Here is a 17836-nt window from a genome sequence, read left to right on the forward strand (position 1 = left end):
TCCTCATATCGCGGGCCCCGTCTATCCGTCGGAATCCGCGGGCTCGGCTAGGTTGTCGAGCTCGGTTGGGTTGTCGGGTGCCGGCGGCGTGGTGTCCACCTGGGGCAGGAACGTCGCCAGAGCCATCGTCGTCCAAAGAGCCATGATTGTGGTCGCTTCCCCTCGTCGCCGGTGCCCTGACGGGTCGACGAACCGTTCGTGATCACCAGACTGCTGGGCCCGTCCTCCGCGGGGCAACCCTGGCGGCACAACGTCAGGGACAAGACAGGGAGATCCCCGACCTGCTCTTCATGATCTTGTCAGGGTGGGATCAATACTGGGGGTGGTGCCTCGCCCCGTCATCGGATGGCGGGGCGGAACCGGGTGACATGGACGGAGATGGTCACGCGCAGCGGGGAGGCCACGGCCAACAGCCGGCTGGCGCGTTCCGCGGCGGTCAGATGAAAGGCGCTGGGCCCCATTCCGATCAGTTGCTCGGCGGCGGCCCGATCGAGGTGGATCGAGTAGCGCAGTTCGTCGCTGCGCTCAGCCGTGAACCAGCCGCTCATCACCTCGTCAAGCCGTCGCTCCTTGTTCTCGTCCACGCTGATCAGGCCGAACGTCTCGACGAGCTCGGTCAGATGCTCCGCCGCGGGCGTCACCACGACGAGACACCCGCCGGGCCGCAGAACGCGGTGGAACTCGGTGACGTTGCGCGGGGCGAAGATGTCCGTCACCGCGGCGACGGATCCGTCGCGGATCGGCAGGGTGCTCCAGGCGTCGGCGCCGATCGCGGCCGCACGTGGATGGGCGCGGGCGGCCCGCCGCAGCGCTGGTGTCGACACGTCCATCGCCACTCCCCAGGCCGAGGGCACGGCGTCGAGGACGCGGGCCAGGTAATAGCCGGGGCCCGCACCGACGTCGAGCACCACCGGCCGCTCCCCCGGGGTCGCCGGCAGCCCGGCGGCCACCGAGGCGGTGACCGAGTCGGCGATCGGCGCGTAGTACCCGGCACCCAGGAACCCGGCGCGGTCGGCCAGCATGTCCGCGGTGTCGCCGGCGACGGCGCCGCGCCGTCCGGAGCGCAGGTTCACATACCCCTGCCGGGCCCGGTCGAACGAATGGCCGGCTAGACAGTGGAGCCCCTGGTTGCCCGGCGACAGGTGGGAACGGCAGACCGGGCAGGTGAGGATGTCGAGAACAGGTTCAGCCACCACGCCCCCGATCTTCTCACCAGCCCAGCAGATTCGACCGCCGCCCGGCCGATCACCGTGAGGTACGCCGCCGGAACAGCTGTCCAGAGACGGGGACGACGATGACGAGGATCCCGACGCACCAGGCCACGGCCAGCCAGGCGTTGTTCCCGATCGGCGTGCCCATCAGCAGGCCACGCACAGTCTCGATGATCGGGGTGATCGGCTGGTGTTCGGCGAACCCGTGCAAAACCGACGGCATCGTATCGGTGGGCACGAACGCACTGCTGACGTACGGCAGGAAGAGGATGAAGAAGGTAAACCCCGACGCCGCGTCCGGACTCTTCGCGATCAGTCCGAACATCACCGACACCCACGTCATCGTCAGGATGAACAGGGCGATGACACCGACCGCACCCAACCAGTCCAGCACCGAGCCGGTCGGGCGGAACCCCATGACCAGGGCCAAGCTGATCACTAAGCCGGTGGCGAACAGGTTCCGCGCCATGCTGGCGACCACGTGCCCGAACACCACGATCCAGTTCGCGATAGGCAAGGTGCGGAAGCGGTCGATGACGCCGGTGGCCATGTCGTTGGTGACGTTGACCGCGGTGACGGCGGCGCCGAAGCCGGCACACAGGAGGATGATGCCCGGAACGACATAGTTGATGTATTCGGTGCCGACCTCGATGGCGCCGCCGAATACGTAGACGAACAAGACCAGAAGCATGATCGGCAGGAACACGCTCATGAACAGCGCGTCGAGGTTGCGGATCGTGTGGCGCATGCCGCGGCCCACGAGCACCAACGCGTCGCTGACCGCCCACCGCAGCCGGGGTCGGGGATTGTGTCGACGGATCTTGTGGGCGGGTGCCTGGTCGATGATGGCGGTCATGCCGCGTTTCCTTCCGCGTCGTCCTGGATGGTGCCCGTCAGGCTGAAGAACACGTCGTCGAGGGTCGGTTTCAGCAATGCGAGATCCGCGACTTTGACACCGGCCGCATCGAGTGCGGTCAGGATCTGCCGGACGTCGTCCGGTCCGTCCACGGCCAAACTCAGCTTCGTGTCCGGTTCGTGCCGGCGGATCGTGTCGACGCCTATGACGCCGGCTGCCGCCGTGAGTTCGGCCGAGCCGGCGAACTCCAGCTCCAGCCGTTCGTTTCCGATGGTCGACTTCAGGTCGGCCGGGGTACCTTCGGCGATGATGCGGCCGTGATCGATCACTGCTACCCGATCGGCCAGTTGGTCGGCCTCTTCCAGATACTGGGTGGTCAGCAGGAGGGTGATACCGGACTCCACCAGCTCACGGATCACGTTCCACATGCTCTGGCGGCTGCGTGGGTCCAGCCCTGTGGTGGGTTCGTCCAGGAAGATGATTGGCGGTTTGGCGATCAGGCTGGCGGCGAGATCCAGTCGGCGACGCATCCCGCCCGAGTAGGTTTTGACCGGCCGCTTTCCCGCCTCGACCAGGTCGAACTGCTCGAGCAACTCGTCCGCCCGCTGTCGTGCGGCGGACTTACCGAGGTGGTAAAGCCGGCCGATCATTACGAGGTTCTCGTGTCCGGTCAGGATCTCGTCGACGGTTGCGTACTGTCCGGCGATCCCCACGACGCTACGCACCTCGTTCGGTGCCCGCGAGACGTCGTGTCCGCCGACGGTGGCTACTCCCCCATCGGCCGGGAGGAGCGTGCTCAAGATCCGCACGGCGGTTGTCTTGCCGGCCCCGTTGGGCCCCAGCAGGGCCAGCACGGCACCGCGCTCGACGACGAGGTCGACGCCCTTCAACACCTCCGTCTTGCCGAAGGATTTTCGCAGTCCGCTGGCTTCGATAGCTGGTGGCGATTCGGTCATGAGTTGCCGTTCCCCTTCAGATATGTGTGTGCGCTGTAAACTGTATGCGCTATAGACTAAGATCTATGCTATACACAGTTCTAGGATTGGCGTCAACACGGATCCATCGAGAGGACGGTATGAGCGCGGACCTGCCAGCTGACAGCTACCCCTTGCGCACCCTGGAGCTGTTATGGGGACGTACCGCCCCGTCCAGCCGTGGTCCCAAGCCAACCCTGAGCGTGCCGAAGATCGTCCGCACCGCTATCGGGATCGCCGATGAGGAGGGCCTCGACGCCGTGTCGATGCGTCGGGTCGCCGAAGAGCTCGGTTTCACCACCATGTCGATCTACCGGCATATCCCGAGCAAAGAAGACCTACTCGACCTCATGCAGGACGCCGCCGCGGAGTTTCCGGCCGATGTCGACCCCGAATCCATGCCGGCCGACTGGCGCGCCGCGGTGCACTGGTGGGCGCGGCACAACATCACCATGTTCCGGCGCCACCCGTGGTGGCTGGATCTGCCGATCAGCACGCCGCCCATGGGCCCCCACCACATCCGGTGGATGGACCTCATGCTGCGGGCGCTGGCCCCGTCCGGTCTAGCGGCTGAACAGAAGCTCGGCGTGCTGATGCTGATCAGCATGTACACACTCAGCGTCGGCCGGCTCGACCAGTCCATGCGACGCGGTGCGGTGCGCACCGGCGTCAATCCCGAACAATGGGAGTCCGTCTACACGACCATGCTGGCCGAGGTGGTCGACCCACGTGAGTTCCCCGCGGTGGCCGAACTCGTGAAGGACCGTGCTTTCACCTACCGCGGTACGAGTGTGCAGGATCCGGAGCAGCTCGGCGAGGTGCCGGCCGACCCTGCCCACGATGAGGCGTATCAGGATCTCGCGTACGGCCTGGACGTCATCCTCGACGGTATCGAGGCGCTCATCGCCGGTTCCCGGTGATCGAAGGTTATTCGAGCACCGGCTATTTGAGGACACCCGCGGTCAGCCCGGCCTGGATACGTTTCTGGAACAGGATGTAGACGATCAACACCGGCAGCAGCGCGATCACCAGGCCAGCGAACAGAGCGGTCCAATCGGCCCGGAACCCCGTCTGCGCGGCGAGCACACCCAGACCTTGTGCGAGTACCCGTTTGTCGCTGTCCTGCATGATCACCAACGGCAGCACGTACTGATTCCAGTGACCAAGGAAGTTGAACAGGGCAAGACTGATCAACCCGGGCTTGGCCATGGGCAACATCACCCGGAAGAACAGCGAGAAATGGGAGCAGCCGTCCACGATGCCGGCTTCGGCGACCGCCGTCGGCAGCGTGCGGAAGAACGCGGTCAGGAAGAACACCGTGAACGGCATCGAAAATGCCGTATACACCAGCGCAAGGCTGAAGTAGCTGTTCAACCCGAGGAACTGCCCGACGAACGGAAGGTCGCCGAGGTTGCGCACGATGAAGAACATCGGCACCAACGCCAGGAAGACCGGCAGGACGAGTCCGCCGACGAACCCGAAGTAGATGATCCGGTTGCCGGGAAAGTCGTAGCGCGCCAACACGTAGGCGCCCATGGCGCCGAACAGCATCGTCATGGTCAATGACATCGACACGACGATGACGCTGTTGAGGAAGTACTGGCCGATGTTGGCCGCTGACCACGCCCGGGCGAAGTTGTCCCACTCCAGCCCGCTGGGGAAACCCATCGGATCGGTGCGGAACTCGCCGTTGGTCTTGAACGACGAGATGATCGCCCAGAGCAACGGCAGGGTCGTGATCAGCCCCCAGAGCAGAAGGAAACCACCGTTGAGAATGCCGACGGCTTTCGCGCCGATGCCGACGCCCGGCTGGCGACGTCCGGGCGCGGGGCCACCCGCCGACGGTCGCTGCGCCGTGGGGGGTGGGGTCACCAGGTCTTTCGCCATCACCCTAGCTCCACTCGCTCGCGGCGCAACACGCGCATGAATATGACGACGATGGTCATCGTCAGGAACAACATCAACACGCCGATGGCGGCGGCATAACCGAACCGGCTGCTGGCGAACGCCTCCCGGTAGATGGCGACCCCTAAGACGTCGCCGGCACCCTCGACGCCGCCATTGACCCCCAACATGATGTGCACGATGGCGAAGCCGTCCATGGCCTGGATAGCCATGTAGACCCAGCCCACCTGGACGGTGTCCCATACCAGTGGCAACGTCACCTTGCGGAAGGTCGTGAACCGGCTGGCCCCGTCGAGCAGGGCCGCCTCGTAGATGTCACGTGGAACCGACTGCATCGCCGCGGAGAACAACACCACGTAGAAGCCGACGAACGACCACGTCATGACGAGAACAACAACCCAGATCAAGTACCGGGGTTCACCTAGCCAGAGCCGGGTCAGCGACTCGAGACCGATCTTGCTGAGGAAGGTGTTGATGATCCCGCCCGCACTCTCCGGGGCGAAGACGTACTTGAACAGGACCCCGACGATGGCGATGGACAAGACCTGCGGGAAGAAGTACACCACTCGGTAGATCGACGAGCCACGTACTCCGGCGACGGCGGCGTTGCGCCGCCGTCCACCCACGTTCAGCATCGATGCGAAGAACAGCCCGAGCGCCAGCGTGAGGACCGGCACGAACACCAACAGGATCAGGTTGTTCCGCAGCGCCGTCCTGATTTGGTCGTCGTTCCACATCCGGACGTAGTTGTCGAACCCAATGAAGTTCTGGGTAGCGGTCAACCCGCTCCAGTCGGTCATCGAGATATAGATCGCCTGGAGATAGGGCGACAACATGTAGATGGCGTAGACCGCGACCGGAGGCAGCAGGAACGTCACGATGAAGAGGTATTTGCCGCGCCTCATCGGGTCGCTGGCCCGTCGGGTCTGGGGCCGGTGTGGCCGGGCGCGTTTCGCGGGCGCCCGGCCGGCCGGTGTCGACAGCGTCATACTGATGGGTCCTCGAGCGTTCGACGACGGTGTGTTTACCGGGACTGCTTGTTCACGGAGTCGTCCTCGCGGAACTCCCGTGCGACGTCCTCACACCGCTCGACCCACTCATCGACGTCCACGGCGCCACGCAGCAGCGCACCGGTGGCTTGGTCGATCCCCGGGTTCTCCATCGTCGGGTACCACGTCGGGTAGAGCCAGTTGATGATGTTCTCACCAGCGGCCTCCAAAGCCGCCTGGGCCGACGACAACCCAGGGGCCTCCAGCTCGACACCTTCCGAACCACCCACCACCGACGTGAGGCTGGTGACCGTCTCGGTGAAGCCGCGGGCTCCATCGAGCGAGATCATCGCCCGCATGTACTCCATACCCGCGCGGGGGTTGTTTGCCTGAGCGGGAACGAAGTAGGGCTCCCCCGCCGTCGCCCGCAGCGTCTCCACGGGCAGCACCGCGTCCGTGGACAGCAGCGGGTCGGGCATCATAGCCAGCTCGAACGTTGGGTCCTCGGCGATGGCGTCGGCCTCTTCGTTCTCGATCCACGAACCAGAGGGGCAGAACACGGCTTCACCTCGGGCCCAGAGCCCCTGGGCGTCCCGGAACTCCATGCCTTCGACACCTTCGAGGTAGTAGCCGCGTTGCCCCAGGTCCCACAGGGCATGGGCGGCCTCGCGGATGGCCTCGTGGCCCCACGCACCCTCTTCCAGGTTGTCGATCGCGACCAGGATGTCGGGCCCGGCCAGTTTGGTGGCCATACACAGCAGTGGCCAGTTCATGTACCGCGGTGCCGTGACTCCCTGATAGACCCACGGGGCGATGCCGTGATCGGCGATGTCGGCACACACGTCCAGCATCTCGTCCCAGGTGGTCGGGACCGGCCAGCCGTTCTCGTCCATGAGGGTCTTGTTGTACCAGGTGCCGTAGACGGTGAACGTGTAGTTCAACACGTAGGGGATCCCGTCGCGGCTGCCCAGCTCGACGGTGCCGGGCAGCAGCATGTCCCGCACCGGGACGCTGGGGTCGTCCCAGCTGGGTGCGTCGAGCAGGTCGGTCAGGTCTTGGACCAGGCCGTCGGCGATGAGTTGGCCGGTGTCCATCTGGCCGTCGCCGGAGTTGTTGACGAAGTCCGGCGGGTCGCTGGCGGCGAACCGAGCCTGAAGCTCACCACCGATATCAACGGCGGCTCGGTGGTTGATCTCGACGTCGGGCCAGCGTTCGCCGAAGATCGGCTGGTGCACGTCGGTGGCGTAGGTGTCACCGAAGCCGCCGTCGAAGATGTAGATCTCGACCGGCTCGTTCTCCGGGATTCCCAAGGGGTTGTCGTCGCTGACCTCGGGCGGTGGGTCGCCGCTATCGTCGCCGTTGCCGTCCCCGTTGTCGTCTCCGCCTCCGGTGGCGCACGAGGCCAGGAAGGCGCTCCCCGGGCCCAACGCCATGCCACCGACGGCCAGCCGTTGCAGGAACGTGCGCCGGCTGGGCTCGGTCGAGGTGATCAACTTCCGATTGGTGCTACTCGCCATCTCTGCCACTCCTTCTCGAACCGCTCTGTTCAGGCTTGATGGGGCAGGTGCCCGGCCGGCGCTGGACGGCGACGCTCAGCCGCCGCGCCGGATTCGGCCCTGGTACCGCTTGAGTAGTGCTTCGTTGTGGGTGTCCCCGCCGGGCACGTTGGCGGAGAGGTAGACAGGGGGGTCCTCGCCGGCCGCGAGCAGCCGACGCACCACCTCTGCCGTGAGGAACTGCGCCAGCAGTGCCGACGTGATGGTCGACACCGCACAGACCGCGCCGCCGCCGGGTAGGGGCAGCACGGCATCTCCGAACGGGCCACCGTTGTCGAGCACCACATCCGCAAAATTGGAAAGTTTCCTGCCAGAAGGATGTCGCGACTCTACTCGTGCGCTATGGGCGAGGGAAGTGATGGTGACCAAAGCGTGACCACGTTCTTTTGCGAGGCTGGCCAACCCCACCACACTCCCGTTGATCCCGGAGTTCGACACGATCACGAACGCGTCAGCCGGGTCGACCGGGGTTGCCTCGTACAGGCGCCGCCCGATGTCGGGATCACGTTCGGCATGCGGGTCGGCGAGAATACCCGGCGACTCCCCGTTCTGCACCACTAGGTCGCGCAGTGCAATCCGATTGGACGGGATCAGGCCACCGGCTCGGCCGGCGATCTCCATCGCCACTGCCTGCGAGTGGCCGGTGCCGAACGCCTGAATCACCCCGCCTCGCTGGATGGACTCCGCGAGCAGGTCGGCGGCGCGAGCGACGTTCTCCATCTCCTGCTCGGTAACCCGTTGGATAGCGTCGCGCATCTCGGTGAGGTATGCCTGTGCACTTACCGGCCCGGCCGGACTCGTGGTCGGGTGCGCATCTGGCGGCTTCGCGATGTCGTCGTCCACCTACTGCCCTACCTTCTTCACTCGTGGACCCTTTCGATGGCCACTGACGGCGTCGGCCGTCATCTTCAGCGCGGCGATCGTCTGCTCGTGCCGCCGCTGAGCCACCGCCACGTAAACGAGGTCGAGGACGATGATCTGCGGGAGCCGGGACGCCATCGGCGCCGGGCGGAAGGTCGTCTCGTGAGTGGCCGTGGTCAGGACGATGTCGGCGACCTCCACCAGTGGCGAGTCGGGCACGTTGGTCAGCGCCACGGTCGTGGCGCCGCTGCTGGCGGCGACCGACAACATCTCCAGCGTTTCCCGAGTGGCGCCGGAGTGCGAGATGCCGATGGCGACGTCTCCGGGTTTGAGCAGGACCGAACTGGTCAAGCCGGAGTGGACGTCGCCCCAGGCCCAGGTTGGTACACCGATCCGATGCAGGCCGAGCTGCATCTTCCCAGCCACCAGGGTGCTGCCGCCGGCACCGTAGAGGTCGACCCGGCCCGCACTGTTGATGGCATCGGCCGCGCGGTCCACCGCTGCGAGGTCGAGTTGGGCCACCGTCTCCTGAATGGCGCGGATCTCCGCGGTCGCGACCAGGCTGGCCACCCGGTCGAGCGGGTCGGTGGGGCTGATCTCCCGCCCGATGTCGATCTCCCAGCCGGCGACCGACGATGATCGCCCGGTCTCCTCCGCCATCGCCAGGCGCAGATCGGCATACCCGGGCAGACCCAGCGCCCGGCAGAAACGGGTCACCGTCGCCGGAGACGTCCCGCTACGTTCGGCCGTCTCCAAGATGGTGGATCTGGCCACCCACGCCGGGGCCGACAGGACCTGCTCCCCCACCCGTTGCAGCGCGGTCGGCAGGTTGGGCAGCATCGCCCGAGTCCGCGCCAGGACGGCGTCACCGCTGAGCCGCTCCCCCGGCCACCCCGCGTCGTCACCGGATGTCGGTCCGGACGGCGGGGCCGATTGCTCCGTCACGGTTGGCTCCTTTGCTTCCCTCGTGCGCAGCTGAGCGTTACTGTCCTGGTAGGCACCGGCGTATCGGCCAGTGATGGCGGTTGAGCGACCCTTGGTTGTGAGTTTCACATCTCATGGCGTGCGATAATGTTCTGAAAACTATTTCTGGCAGCTCTCCGGTGTCAAGACTTTCTCCATAGGTTGCCGAAAGCGTGACATCGTTGCCGGCTCGAACGAGACGTGAGGTGGCGTGTGGCACATCCGGCAGGTCTGGTTCTCGGTCTCGACATCGGCGGCACCTCGACGCGGGTCCTGGTCGCCGACACCAACGGCCGGCGAGAAGGCACCGGGCGTGGACCCGGCGCCAACGTCACGTCGCACGGCGCCGACAAATCACTCGACGCGTTGTCGACGGCGTTGCGCGTGGCCCTGACCGGCCTCGACCCAGCTCGAGTTCAAGCCGCCGTGATCGGTACGGCAGGTCCGGAGAACTTCACCCAGCCAGAGGTCGCCGCCGGTTTCGACCAGATCTGGCGTGACCTCGGGCTGCGCTGCGACTACGAGATCACCGACGACGCCCGGGTAGCGTTCGTCGCTGGTACCGCCGAGCCGGACGGCACGCTGCTCCTGTGCGGCACCGGCGCTATCGCCGCCCGATTCGAGCAGCAACGACGGGTGCACACGGTGGACGGGCATGGTTGGCTGCTCGGTGATCTCGGATCCGGATTCTGGCTCGGCCGCGAAGCGGTTCGGACCACCCTCGACGTACTGGCCCGCCACGAACGGCCCGGTCCGCTCGGCCGCGCCGTACTGGCAGCGCTGCTGACACCACGAGGCGACGAAGCCGACCCGGCAGGTGCGGCCCTCGAACGGTTGTCGACCTCCACCGACTACCGGGCGTTGGCCGACCGGATCGTGCTCAACGTGCACCAACAACCGCCCATCGCCTTGGCCGAGCTAGCCCCGTTGGTCAGCGACAACGCCGCTGGCGACCCCGACGCCACTCGCGTCTTGGAACGTGCCGCGGACCACCTGCTCGCCTCGGCGTCAACCGTGCGCACTACGGACGGCACGCCGATGGTGCTCGCCGGATCGTTGCTCACCTCGGACACACCACTGCGGCGGCTGCTGGAGCCACGGCTGGTCGAACAGTGGCCGAAAGCCACGATCAGCGCCGCTCGTGATGGAGCCGCCGGCGCCGCCTGGCTCGCGGCGAGTCGCCTGCTAGGACCAGGCAGCACAGCCAGCGTCGAGTTGCATAGCCGGATGGTGGCGCCCACGGCTTAGGGCGCTGGCCGCCCATCGATCTGGCCGCCGATGAATGTCCGTGCGGCGCTGGGCCCGCCCGCGGGTGCCTGCCAGGCCCAGCGCCGCACCACGTCTGCGCCGGTCAGTCCAGGCCAGGAACCGGGAACCGGCCGGTGAGCTCGGACACCTCACCGTGCACCCTGGCAACGGCCTTCTCGACCGCCTCGGTGTCGTCACCGGCCAGGGTGGAGACGATCTCATCCATCCATCGGGCGACCTCACGCATCTCCGGCTCGGCCATGCCCCGGCTGGTCAGCGCCGCCGTGCCCAGCCGCAGCCCGGACGGGTCGAACGGCTTGCGGGTGTCATACGGCACGGTGTTGTAGTTGGCCTCAAGCCCCGCCTGGTCGAGGATCTGCGCGGCCGGTTTGCCGCCGACCCCCTTCGAGGTGAGGTCGATCAGGATCAGGTGGTTGTCCGTCCCGCCGGAGATGAGGTCGAATCCGCGCGCCTGTAGTTCCTCGGCCAGCGCCCGAGCGTTGGCGACGATCTGGTGGGCGTAGTCGGCGAAGCCCGGTTGAGCCGCCTCGTGCAAGGCCACCGCGATACCCGCGGTGGTGTGGTTGTGCGGGCCGCCCTGCAAACCAGGGAAGACCGCCTTGTCGATGGCTTTGGCGTGCTCCGGGGCCGCCATGATCATGGCGCCGCGAGGCCCCCGCAGGGTTTTGTGGGTGGTGGTCGTGATGATGTCCGCATGGCCCACGGGCGAGGGGTGGGCGCCACCAGCGACCAAACCCGCGATGTGCGCGATATCGGCCACCAGCACGGCGCCGACCTCACGGGCGATCTCGGCGAAGGCGGGAAAGTCGATGACCCGCGGGATGGCGGTACCGCCGCAGAAGATCAGGGTGGGCCGCTCCCGGCGGGCGAGGTCGCGGACCTCGTCCATGTCGACCCGGCCAGTCTCGCGGCCGACGTCATAGTGCACGGCGTTGAACCAGCGGCCGGTGGCCGACACGCTCCAGCCATGGGTCAAATGCCCACCCATCGGCAGCGCCATACCCATCACGGTGTCGCCCGGTTTGGCGACGGCGAGATAGACGGCGAGGTTGGCCGGTGATCCGGAGTAGGGCTGGACGTTGGCATGCTCGGTCCCGAACAGCGCCTTGGCCCGGTCCACCGCCAACGTCTCGATCTGATCGATGACCTGCTGGCCCTCGTAGTAGCGGCGACCGGCATAACCCTCGGAGTATTTGTTGGTCAGCACCGTGCCGCTGGCTTCGAGCACCGCCGCCGAGACGTAGTTCTCGGAGGCGATCAACTTGAGCGTGTCGCGCTGACGGGCCTCCTCGGCTGTGATGAGTCCGGCCAATTGGGGGTCGACGCTGCGCAGATGGTTCGGAGTTGCGGTCATGACGCGGTGGTCACTTCCTTTCCCTCGTCCGCTGGTGGTCCGGAACACCCAGGCGCGCGGTGCCTCCGCCGTCAGCTCCCCGGTGGTCAGTTCCACCTCGAGCCGCATATCGCGGCTCGTTTTGCGCCAGTCGCCACGGCCTTCACGATAGCGGCTCACGCCGACCGGCGACACCGCCCCTCGTGCGGCGGTGGTGTCGCCGGGCCGCGGGGCACCTCTCCCCCGAGGCACTAGGCTGGTTCTGTGGCCTTGCGACGCCCACAACCTCCACACCCGTATTTCGACCATGCCGGGCCGCTCGCCCTTGCCCATCGGGGTTTCTCCCGCGCCGGGTTGGAGAACAGCATGGCTGCCTTCGCCGCGGCCGTGGACCTTGGATACCGCTACATCGAGACCGATGTCCATGCCACCTTCGATGACGTCGCGGTGGCCTTCCACGACACCACCCTGGATCGGGTCACCGACGGTTCAGGGGTGATCGCCGAACTGCGGTGGCCGGAGGTCAACCGGGCGAACATCGGCGGCACCGAGCCGGTGCCACGGCTGGACGACGTCCTCGGAACGTGGCCACAGTTGCGGGTGAACATCGACATCAAGGCGGCGGCCGCGGTAGAGCCCACGGTCCGTGCTATCGAGCGCACTCAGGCTCATGATCGTGTGTGCATCGCGTCCTTCTCCGACGCGCGTCGCCGTGCGACGACCCGCCGGCTCTCGCGTGCGGTCGCCACGTCGGCGGGACGTTCACTCGTGTCGAGTTTCGTGTTGGCGTGCCGGGCCGGTCTGGCCAGCCGGGCGCAACGCTGGCTGGCTGGAGTCCATTGCCTCCAGGTGCCTGTACGTTTCGGTTCGCTGCCGGTGGTGACGAGCCGGCTGGTGGCGCAGGCCCACCGCGGCGGGCGACAGGTACACGTGTGGACCATCAATGACGCCGCCGAGATGCACCAGTTGCTCGATCTTGGTGTCGACGGCATCGTCACCGACCGGGCCGACGTCCTCCGGGACGTTCTGATCCAGCGCGGTGCCTGGCCCGGGTGAGGCCAGCGGAACCGTCGTAGCCAACCTGCGAATATCACGATGTGCCTGTGGACAGCAACGTGCGATCCACAGGCGGCCCGGCCGAACATCACCACATGACGAAATCGCTTTACCTTCCCTCCGCTGACGATGTCCGCCACCACCTCACCGCGGCGCGCGACGCCGGCGCCCTGCCAGACTGCTCATTGCACGTGCTGGTCGGCGACGTCCACGGATTCGCCTCGATCGCCATCTTCGTCGACGAGGTTCCCCCGGACCCGCCGCTGGCCGAGCGGATCCATGTGTTGCAGAGCTCGCTGCGGGCCCTTGCTGATGTCATGACGGTGCACAGCGTGCTGATGGCCATCAGCCGCTCCGGCCCCGACCCGACCCAGCGCGGCGACGTGGACTGGAGCGACGCCTTCGGCTCGGCCACGATGGCCGCGGGTATCACCAGCCACGGCGTCTACCTGGTGACGCCTGGGCAGGTGGGGCGGATCGACCGGCCTACCGCGCAGGCGGCGTGAGCGCCCCGACCATCAGGGAATCAGGCGGTGAACCACGCGCTTCGGCGGATCGCTTTCATGGCCCCTCGCCGGGTCGACGGCTCCAGGCGGTGGATGTACACGATGCCATCGAGGTGATCCACCTCATGCTGGAGGCATCGGGCCAGCTCGCCCTGGCCCTCGACGCGGACCGGCTGGCCGTCGGCGTCGACCCCCTCGACCGCGGCGTACGCGGCCCGTTGGGTGGGATACCACAGCCCCGGCACCGAGAGACACCCCTCGTCGCCGCCCTGGTCACCCGAGGTCTCTACGAGGACGGGGTTGAACACCACCCCACGTTGTCCTTCGATGCCGTACGAAAAGGCCCGGGCAGGCACGCCGATCTGGGGTGCCGCCACGCCGGCGCGCCCTGGAAGGTCGAGAGTGTCGAGCAGATCTTGGGCCAGGGATCGGCTGAACTCGCCGAATTCGGTGACCTCGTCGGTGACAGTGCGCAGCACAGGGTCGCCGTACAACCGGATCTCACGGACCGCCAACGTCGCTCAACTCTCCTTCTTGTTCGACCGCCCGACTACCCTAACCTCCTCGGCCAACCCTCAAAGGCGGGGTCCAAAAGCCGCGCCGGTCTGGCATGTCGAGGGTGAATCGTCGCCGTGCGGCGACCGCCCGCGCTACCATGGAGAACGAACAACGAGGTAGTCGCCTCAACGGCGGAGTGAGCGAGATCACGCGGTTCGGTTGGCGTCAGCACCGAGTTGTCCGGAACACTGGCGTGGCTTTACTCGTTCTTCTAGTGCCGACCATGTCCGCCAAGAGGTTGTTCAGGGGCCTAGGCTCCGGAAGGGTTTCTACATGTCTGAGCGTTCTACCCTACGTGGCTCCCGCCTTGGCGCCCGGAGCTACGAGGACGAGCGCGGCGTCGAGTTCGCTGAACGACAGGTCATCGCCTACAGCTGCCCCATTGGTCACCGCTTCGACGTGACCTTCTCCACCGAGGCTGAGGTGCCTGCCCTCTGGGACTGCCCGCGCTGCGGCGCGGAGGCGCTGCGTCAGGCAAGCGAGCGGCCCGAAGAGAAGCCGTTGAAGCCTGCCCGGACGCACTGGGACATGTTGCTCGAACGCCGCTCCATCGAAGAATTGGAAGCCCTGCTGGACGAGCGTCTGGAGTTGCTGCGGGCCGGCCTATTGCCTGGCGCGGCACACCTGGCGGCCAACGCACGGGAGCGCAAGAAGACCGCCTGATCGCCGGTTCAGCTGTCCCGTTCTTCAGGATCGGCCGACAGTTGATCGCGGATAGGACTGTCCGGCACTACTTCTCCCTCGACCACGTCGCCACCACTCGCGGGGCCACGTCCGGTCGGGGTGGGAAGGGTGCGTAGCGCGGCCGCCGCGAGCCGGCGGCCGACCTTCCGCCGCACCGGAGGTACCAGCAGTAGCAACGCCGCCGCGTCGGTGATGAACCCGGGAAAGACCAAAACCGTCCCGGCGAGAAGTGTGACCCCAGCGTCGGCGATGCGTTCCTGCGGGGTCGGGCCATCCTGCGGCGCGAGCGGGTTGCGGGTGTTCGCATCGGCTACACGTGCCGCGTCGGCCGCGGCGGCTCGCAATGACCTCCAGGCGTTGAACCCGGCCCGGCGCATGAGCCACAGGCCGATGACACTTGTGGCCAGGGCGAGGATGATCGCCAGGCCGAAACCGATCGCCTGTCCGATCGCGACGAACACGACGATCTCAAGCACGCCGCCGAGGAACGGGGCGAACGCGCCGACGGTCCGCCGGCGGCGGCGCCGCACCTGATCCTGGCTCATGATCACCTTCTCCTCCGTTGTCGTAACCTGAGCTTGGACGTTATCTGGCCCAGGCGGTATTCCAGGCCCCAGCGGGTCACCCGCACCAGCGCCTCGCGGACGATCGCGGCACCCATCTTCGATTCCCCTTGCTCGCGTTCGCTGAAGGTGATGGGGACCTCGGTGGCCCGGAGCCCGGCGCTCACGGTGCGCCAGGCGAGGTCGATTTGGAAGCAGTACCCCTGCGAGGCTACCGCGTCGAGGTCGATCGATCGAAGGGTCTCTGCCCGGAATGCCCGGTAGCCGCTGGTCGCGTCCCGCAGCTGCATACCGAGCACGATCCGCGTGTAGGTGTTGCCACCGCGGGACAGGATCTCCCGGTGGCGCGGCCAGTCGACGACAGTGCCTCCGGGCACATAACGCGAGCCCACTACGAGGTCGGCGTCGGCCAATGCGGCGAGTAGGCGGGGTAACTCTTCGGGTTGGTGGGAGCCGTCGGCGTCCATCTCCACCACGTACCGGTACCCGGCATCCAACGCCCACCGGAATCCGGCCACATAGGCCGCCCCGAGGCCGTTCTTGGCCGTGCGGTGCAGCACGTGCACCCGGGTGTCGTGGGAGGCGAGCTCGTCGGCCAAGGCACCGGTGCCGTCCGGCGAGTTGTCGTCGACCACCAGCACGTGTACGTCGGGTGTGGCCGTGTGGACCCGTGCGACGGTCTTCTCGACGGTGAGTGCTTCGTTGTACGTGGGAATGATGACGAGGACCTCGAGGTCCGGCGCGGCTCCCGCTTCGGGCTCGGTCATCACCGCTCCCTCGCGTCGGACGGCAGGGCGGCGGCCACCATCACGGGCTGCTCCTCCGGCTCGGGGTCGGATCGCGGGTTGCGGCGTAGCGTAACCAACCCGGCGGCCCCGAGGACACCCAACGCGAGTACGACCAGAATCCCTTCGGGCCAGGCACCGACGACGGTGGCGAGGGTCTTCGCGTCGGACAGTTGGACGTCGGCCACGAGCACGTCCTGGGTGAACAGCTCGGCTCGTTGCAGGACGGTGCCGTCGGGGCCGACGATGGCGCTCACTCCGGCTAGCGCGGACACGATGACGGTGCGTCCGTGCTCCACCGCGCGGAACCGGGACATGGCCAGATGTTGTTCGGTCATGGGTGAGTCGCGGAAGGTGGCGTTGTTGGTCTGCACGGCGAGGAGCTGCCCGCCCTCGGCGATGGTGTCGCGGACGATCCCGTCGAAGCCCACCTCGAAGCAGATCGCCATACCGATGGCTCCGGCCGCCGTATCGAACAGGCCGACGGTGTCTCCGGCGACGAAATCACGTGGCTGACGGTCGACCTCGGCGGTGACCATCCGGGCCAACCGGCGCATCGGGATGTATTCGCCGAACGGCATCGGGTGGCGTTTGACATAGCTTTCGTCGGGGCCACGGCCCGGGTGCCAGAGAACGGCGGTGTTCTCGATGTTCTGCTCGTCGTCGGTGGGGACCCGTACGTTGACGAAGACGGGGACGCCGATCTCGTCGACCGCGCCCTGGATGTTGTTGTACGTCCGTTGGTCGCGGTAGGGGTTCATGTCGGAGGAGTTCTCCGGCCAGACGACGATGTCGGGCTGGTCCACCAGCCCGGCGCGCACGTCGCGGGCCAGCTGCGTCGTGGCTTCGACGTGGTTGTTGGTCACCACCCGGGCGCGGGAGTTGAAGTCCAGGCCCATGACGGGCACGTTGCCCTGGACGGTGGCGACGGTGATGGTCTCACCGTCGGCGGCTGGTGGTGACACCAGCAAGCCGGCCAGGAGGAGGGCTACGGCACAGGTGGCCGCGGCCAGGCGGACGCCTAGGTCACGCCGGATCACGATCCAGGCCAGCAATCCGGCGGTCAAGGCGACGGCGAACGAGACCAGAGGGGTCCCACCCAATGCCGCCAAACCGATATAGGTGCCGTCGACCTGGGAGAACGCGAGCTTTCCCCAGGTGAGCCCGCCCCATGGCACCCGGCCGCGTAGCGCCTCGACCGCTACCCATACGGCGGCGATCCACACCGGCCAGCCGGCCAGCCGCTGGACCAGCGTGAGGCCAATCGAGAGCGGAACGAAAAACGCGGCTTGAAGTATGGCCAGCAGAATCCACGGAATGGGGCCGACCTCGAGGCCCGTCCACCACATCAGCGGCAGGAAGAACGCGAGGCCGAACACGAAGCCGTAGGCGGCCGAACGCTTCAAGCCCTGCTCGCGGACCAGAAGGACGTAACCAGCCGGCGCGAGCGGGGCGAGGAACCACAGATCGAATGGCGAGAACGCCAGAACCAGCACCAGTCCGGCTATCGCGGCGCCGGCTGCCCGGATCCACGCGGAGTTCCGGGCGACCTGGCCCGGGGCACTGGCATTCACGTGTCGGGCTCCATCCACCAGCTCGCGTTTTGTCCTCAGAGGACAGTACAACGAACGGGAAACCGGTGTAGTGCCCGGATCAGGGCAGAACGGACATCAAGCCAGGGACGCGGCCCGGCCGCCCTTCGGACCGAATCGCGATGCCGCCGGATGCGGCTCACGACCCGTTGTCTACTGGACGGCCGGGCCCGAC

General features: G+C 66.9%; 19 protein-coding genes and 1 riboswitch. Of the genes, 5 read left to right on the forward strand and 14 right to left on the reverse strand.

All coding sequences use genetic code 11. The annotated features are described in order from the left end of the window. Positions 1-21: 21 nt before the first annotated feature. The 4 genes from G8760_RS30540 to G8760_RS09955 form a co-directional block, all read right to left on the reverse strand. Positions 22-144 (reverse strand): hypothetical protein, encoded by a 123-nt coding sequence (locus G8760_RS30540; RefSeq protein ID WP_281355142.1) that lies wholly within the window; start codon positions 142-144, stop codon positions 22-24. A gap of 194 nt (positions 145-338) precedes the next feature. Further along, positions 339-1196, reverse strand: coding sequence for a putative RNA methyltransferase (locus G8760_RS09945; RefSeq protein ID WP_207782202.1), 858 nt, complete (start codon positions 1194-1196; stop codon positions 339-341). Between the two features lie 49 nt (positions 1197-1245). Continuing rightward, the gene (locus G8760_RS09950) at positions 1246-2067 is read right to left on the reverse strand and encodes an ABC transporter permease (RefSeq protein ID WP_166350434.1); all 822 of its coding nucleotides are present in this window, start codon (positions 2065-2067) and stop codon (positions 1246-1248) included. Beyond that, positions 2064-3023: an ATP-binding cassette domain-containing protein gene (locus tag G8760_RS09955; RefSeq protein ID WP_166350436.1), complete on the reverse strand. Its 960-nt coding sequence runs from the start codon at positions 3021-3023 to the stop codon at positions 2064-2066. Before G8760_RS09955 ends, G8760_RS09950 begins: the two co-directional genes overlap by 4 nt. 119 nt (positions 3024-3142) lie before the next feature. Here G8760_RS09955 and G8760_RS09960 point away from each other — a divergent pair, with 119 nt between their 5' ends. Beyond that, positions 3143-3961, forward strand: coding sequence for a TetR/AcrR family transcriptional regulator (locus tag G8760_RS09960; protein WP_166350438.1), 819 nt, complete (start codon positions 3143-3145; stop codon positions 3959-3961). 22 nt (positions 3962-3983) lie between these two features. Here the strand turns inward: G8760_RS09960 and G8760_RS09965 are convergent, their stop codons facing one another. The 5 genes from G8760_RS09965 to G8760_RS09985 form a co-directional block, all read right to left on the reverse strand. Beyond that, on the reverse strand, positions 3984-4928 hold the full coding sequence (locus G8760_RS09965; protein ID WP_166350440.1) for a carbohydrate ABC transporter permease: 945 nt from the start codon (positions 4926-4928) through the stop codon (positions 3984-3986). Further along, positions 4928-5851 carry an ABC transporter permease subunit gene (locus G8760_RS09970; RefSeq protein WP_166351102.1) on the reverse strand — a complete coding sequence of 308 codons (924 nt, stop codon included), beginning with the start codon at positions 5849-5851 and terminating at the stop codon, positions 4928-4930. Before G8760_RS09970 ends, G8760_RS09965 begins: the two co-directional genes overlap by 1 nt. A gap of 119 nt (positions 5852-5970) precedes the next feature. Next, entirely contained in the window at positions 5971-7452 is a 1482-nt protein-coding gene (gene ngcE / locus G8760_RS09975; protein ID WP_166350442.1) for an N-acetylglucosamine/diacetylchitobiose ABC transporter substrate-binding protein, read from the reverse strand. Between the two features lie 75 nt (positions 7453-7527). Then, the gene (locus G8760_RS09980) at positions 7528-8334 is read right to left on the reverse strand and encodes a sugar isomerase domain-containing protein (protein ID WP_207782203.1); all 807 of its coding nucleotides are present in this window, start codon (positions 8332-8334) and stop codon (positions 7528-7530) included. Further along, positions 8335-9297 (reverse strand): MurR/RpiR family transcriptional regulator, encoded by a 963-nt coding sequence (locus tag G8760_RS09985; protein ID WP_207782204.1) that lies wholly within the window; start codon positions 9295-9297, stop codon positions 8335-8337. Between the two features lie 231 nt (positions 9298-9528). On the opposite strand from G8760_RS09985, the gene G8760_RS09990 reads away from it, so the two are divergent. Then, a complete protein-coding gene (locus G8760_RS09990) occupies positions 9529-10563 on the forward strand; it encodes an N-acetylglucosamine kinase (protein WP_166350444.1) in 1035 nt (344 codons plus the stop codon). A 103-nt stretch (positions 10564-10666) separates the two neighbouring features. Here G8760_RS09990 and G8760_RS09995 read toward each other — a convergent pair whose 3' ends face one another. Then, entirely contained in the window at positions 10667-11938 is a 1272-nt protein-coding gene (locus tag G8760_RS09995; RefSeq protein WP_166351108.1) for a serine hydroxymethyltransferase, read from the reverse strand. 39 nt (positions 11939-11977) lie between these two features. Continuing rightward, positions 11978-12081: riboswitch (ZMP/ZTP riboswitch) on the reverse strand. Positions 12082-12181: 100 nt separating this feature from the next. Here G8760_RS09995 and G8760_RS10000 point away from each other — a divergent pair. Further along, the gene (locus tag G8760_RS10000; RefSeq protein WP_207782205.1) at positions 12182-12973 is read left to right on the forward strand and encodes a glycerophosphodiester phosphodiesterase family protein; all 792 of its coding nucleotides are present in this window, start codon (positions 12182-12184) and stop codon (positions 12971-12973) included. Positions 12974-13068: 95 nt separating this feature from the next. Continuing rightward, positions 13069-13479, forward strand: coding sequence for a hypothetical protein (locus tag G8760_RS10005; protein WP_166350446.1), 411 nt, complete (start codon positions 13069-13071; stop codon positions 13477-13479). Between the two features lie 20 nt (positions 13480-13499). Here G8760_RS10005 and G8760_RS10010 read toward each other — a convergent pair whose 3' ends face one another. Next, positions 13500-13994 (reverse strand): peptide deformylase, encoded by a 495-nt coding sequence (locus G8760_RS10010; RefSeq protein ID WP_166350448.1) that lies wholly within the window; start codon positions 13992-13994, stop codon positions 13500-13502. A gap of 316 nt (positions 13995-14310) precedes the next feature. Here G8760_RS10010 and G8760_RS10015 point away from each other — a divergent pair, with 316 nt between their 5' ends. After that, entirely contained in the window at positions 14311-14700 is a 390-nt protein-coding gene (locus G8760_RS10015; RefSeq protein WP_166350450.1) for an RNA polymerase-binding protein RbpA, read from the forward strand. Positions 14701-14708: 8 nt separating this feature from the next. On the opposite strand, the gene G8760_RS10020 is transcribed toward G8760_RS10015, so the two are convergent. Genes G8760_RS10020 through lnt form a run of 3 tightly spaced genes read right to left on the reverse strand, consistent with a single transcriptional unit; the run spans position 14709 to position 17643 of the window. After that, positions 14709-15266: an FxsA family protein gene (locus G8760_RS10020; RefSeq protein ID WP_166350452.1), complete on the reverse strand. Its 558-nt coding sequence runs from the start codon at positions 15264-15266 to the stop codon at positions 14709-14711. Positions 15267-15268: 2 nt separating this feature from the next. Next, the gene (locus G8760_RS10025) at positions 15269-16051 is read right to left on the reverse strand and encodes a polyprenol monophosphomannose synthase (protein WP_166350454.1); all 783 of its coding nucleotides are present in this window, start codon (positions 16049-16051) and stop codon (positions 15269-15271) included. Further along, positions 16051-17643 (reverse strand): apolipoprotein N-acyltransferase, encoded by a 1593-nt coding sequence (gene lnt / locus G8760_RS10030; protein ID WP_207782206.1) that lies wholly within the window; start codon positions 17641-17643, stop codon positions 16051-16053. Before lnt ends, G8760_RS10025 begins: the two co-directional genes overlap by 1 nt. Positions 17644-17836 lie beyond the last annotated feature (193 nt).

Origin of the sequence: Phytoactinopolyspora limicola (assembly GCF_011320225.1) — a bacterium.
GTDB classification, from domain to species: Bacteria; Actinomycetota; Actinomycetes; order Jiangellales; family Jiangellaceae; genus Phytoactinopolyspora; species Phytoactinopolyspora limicola.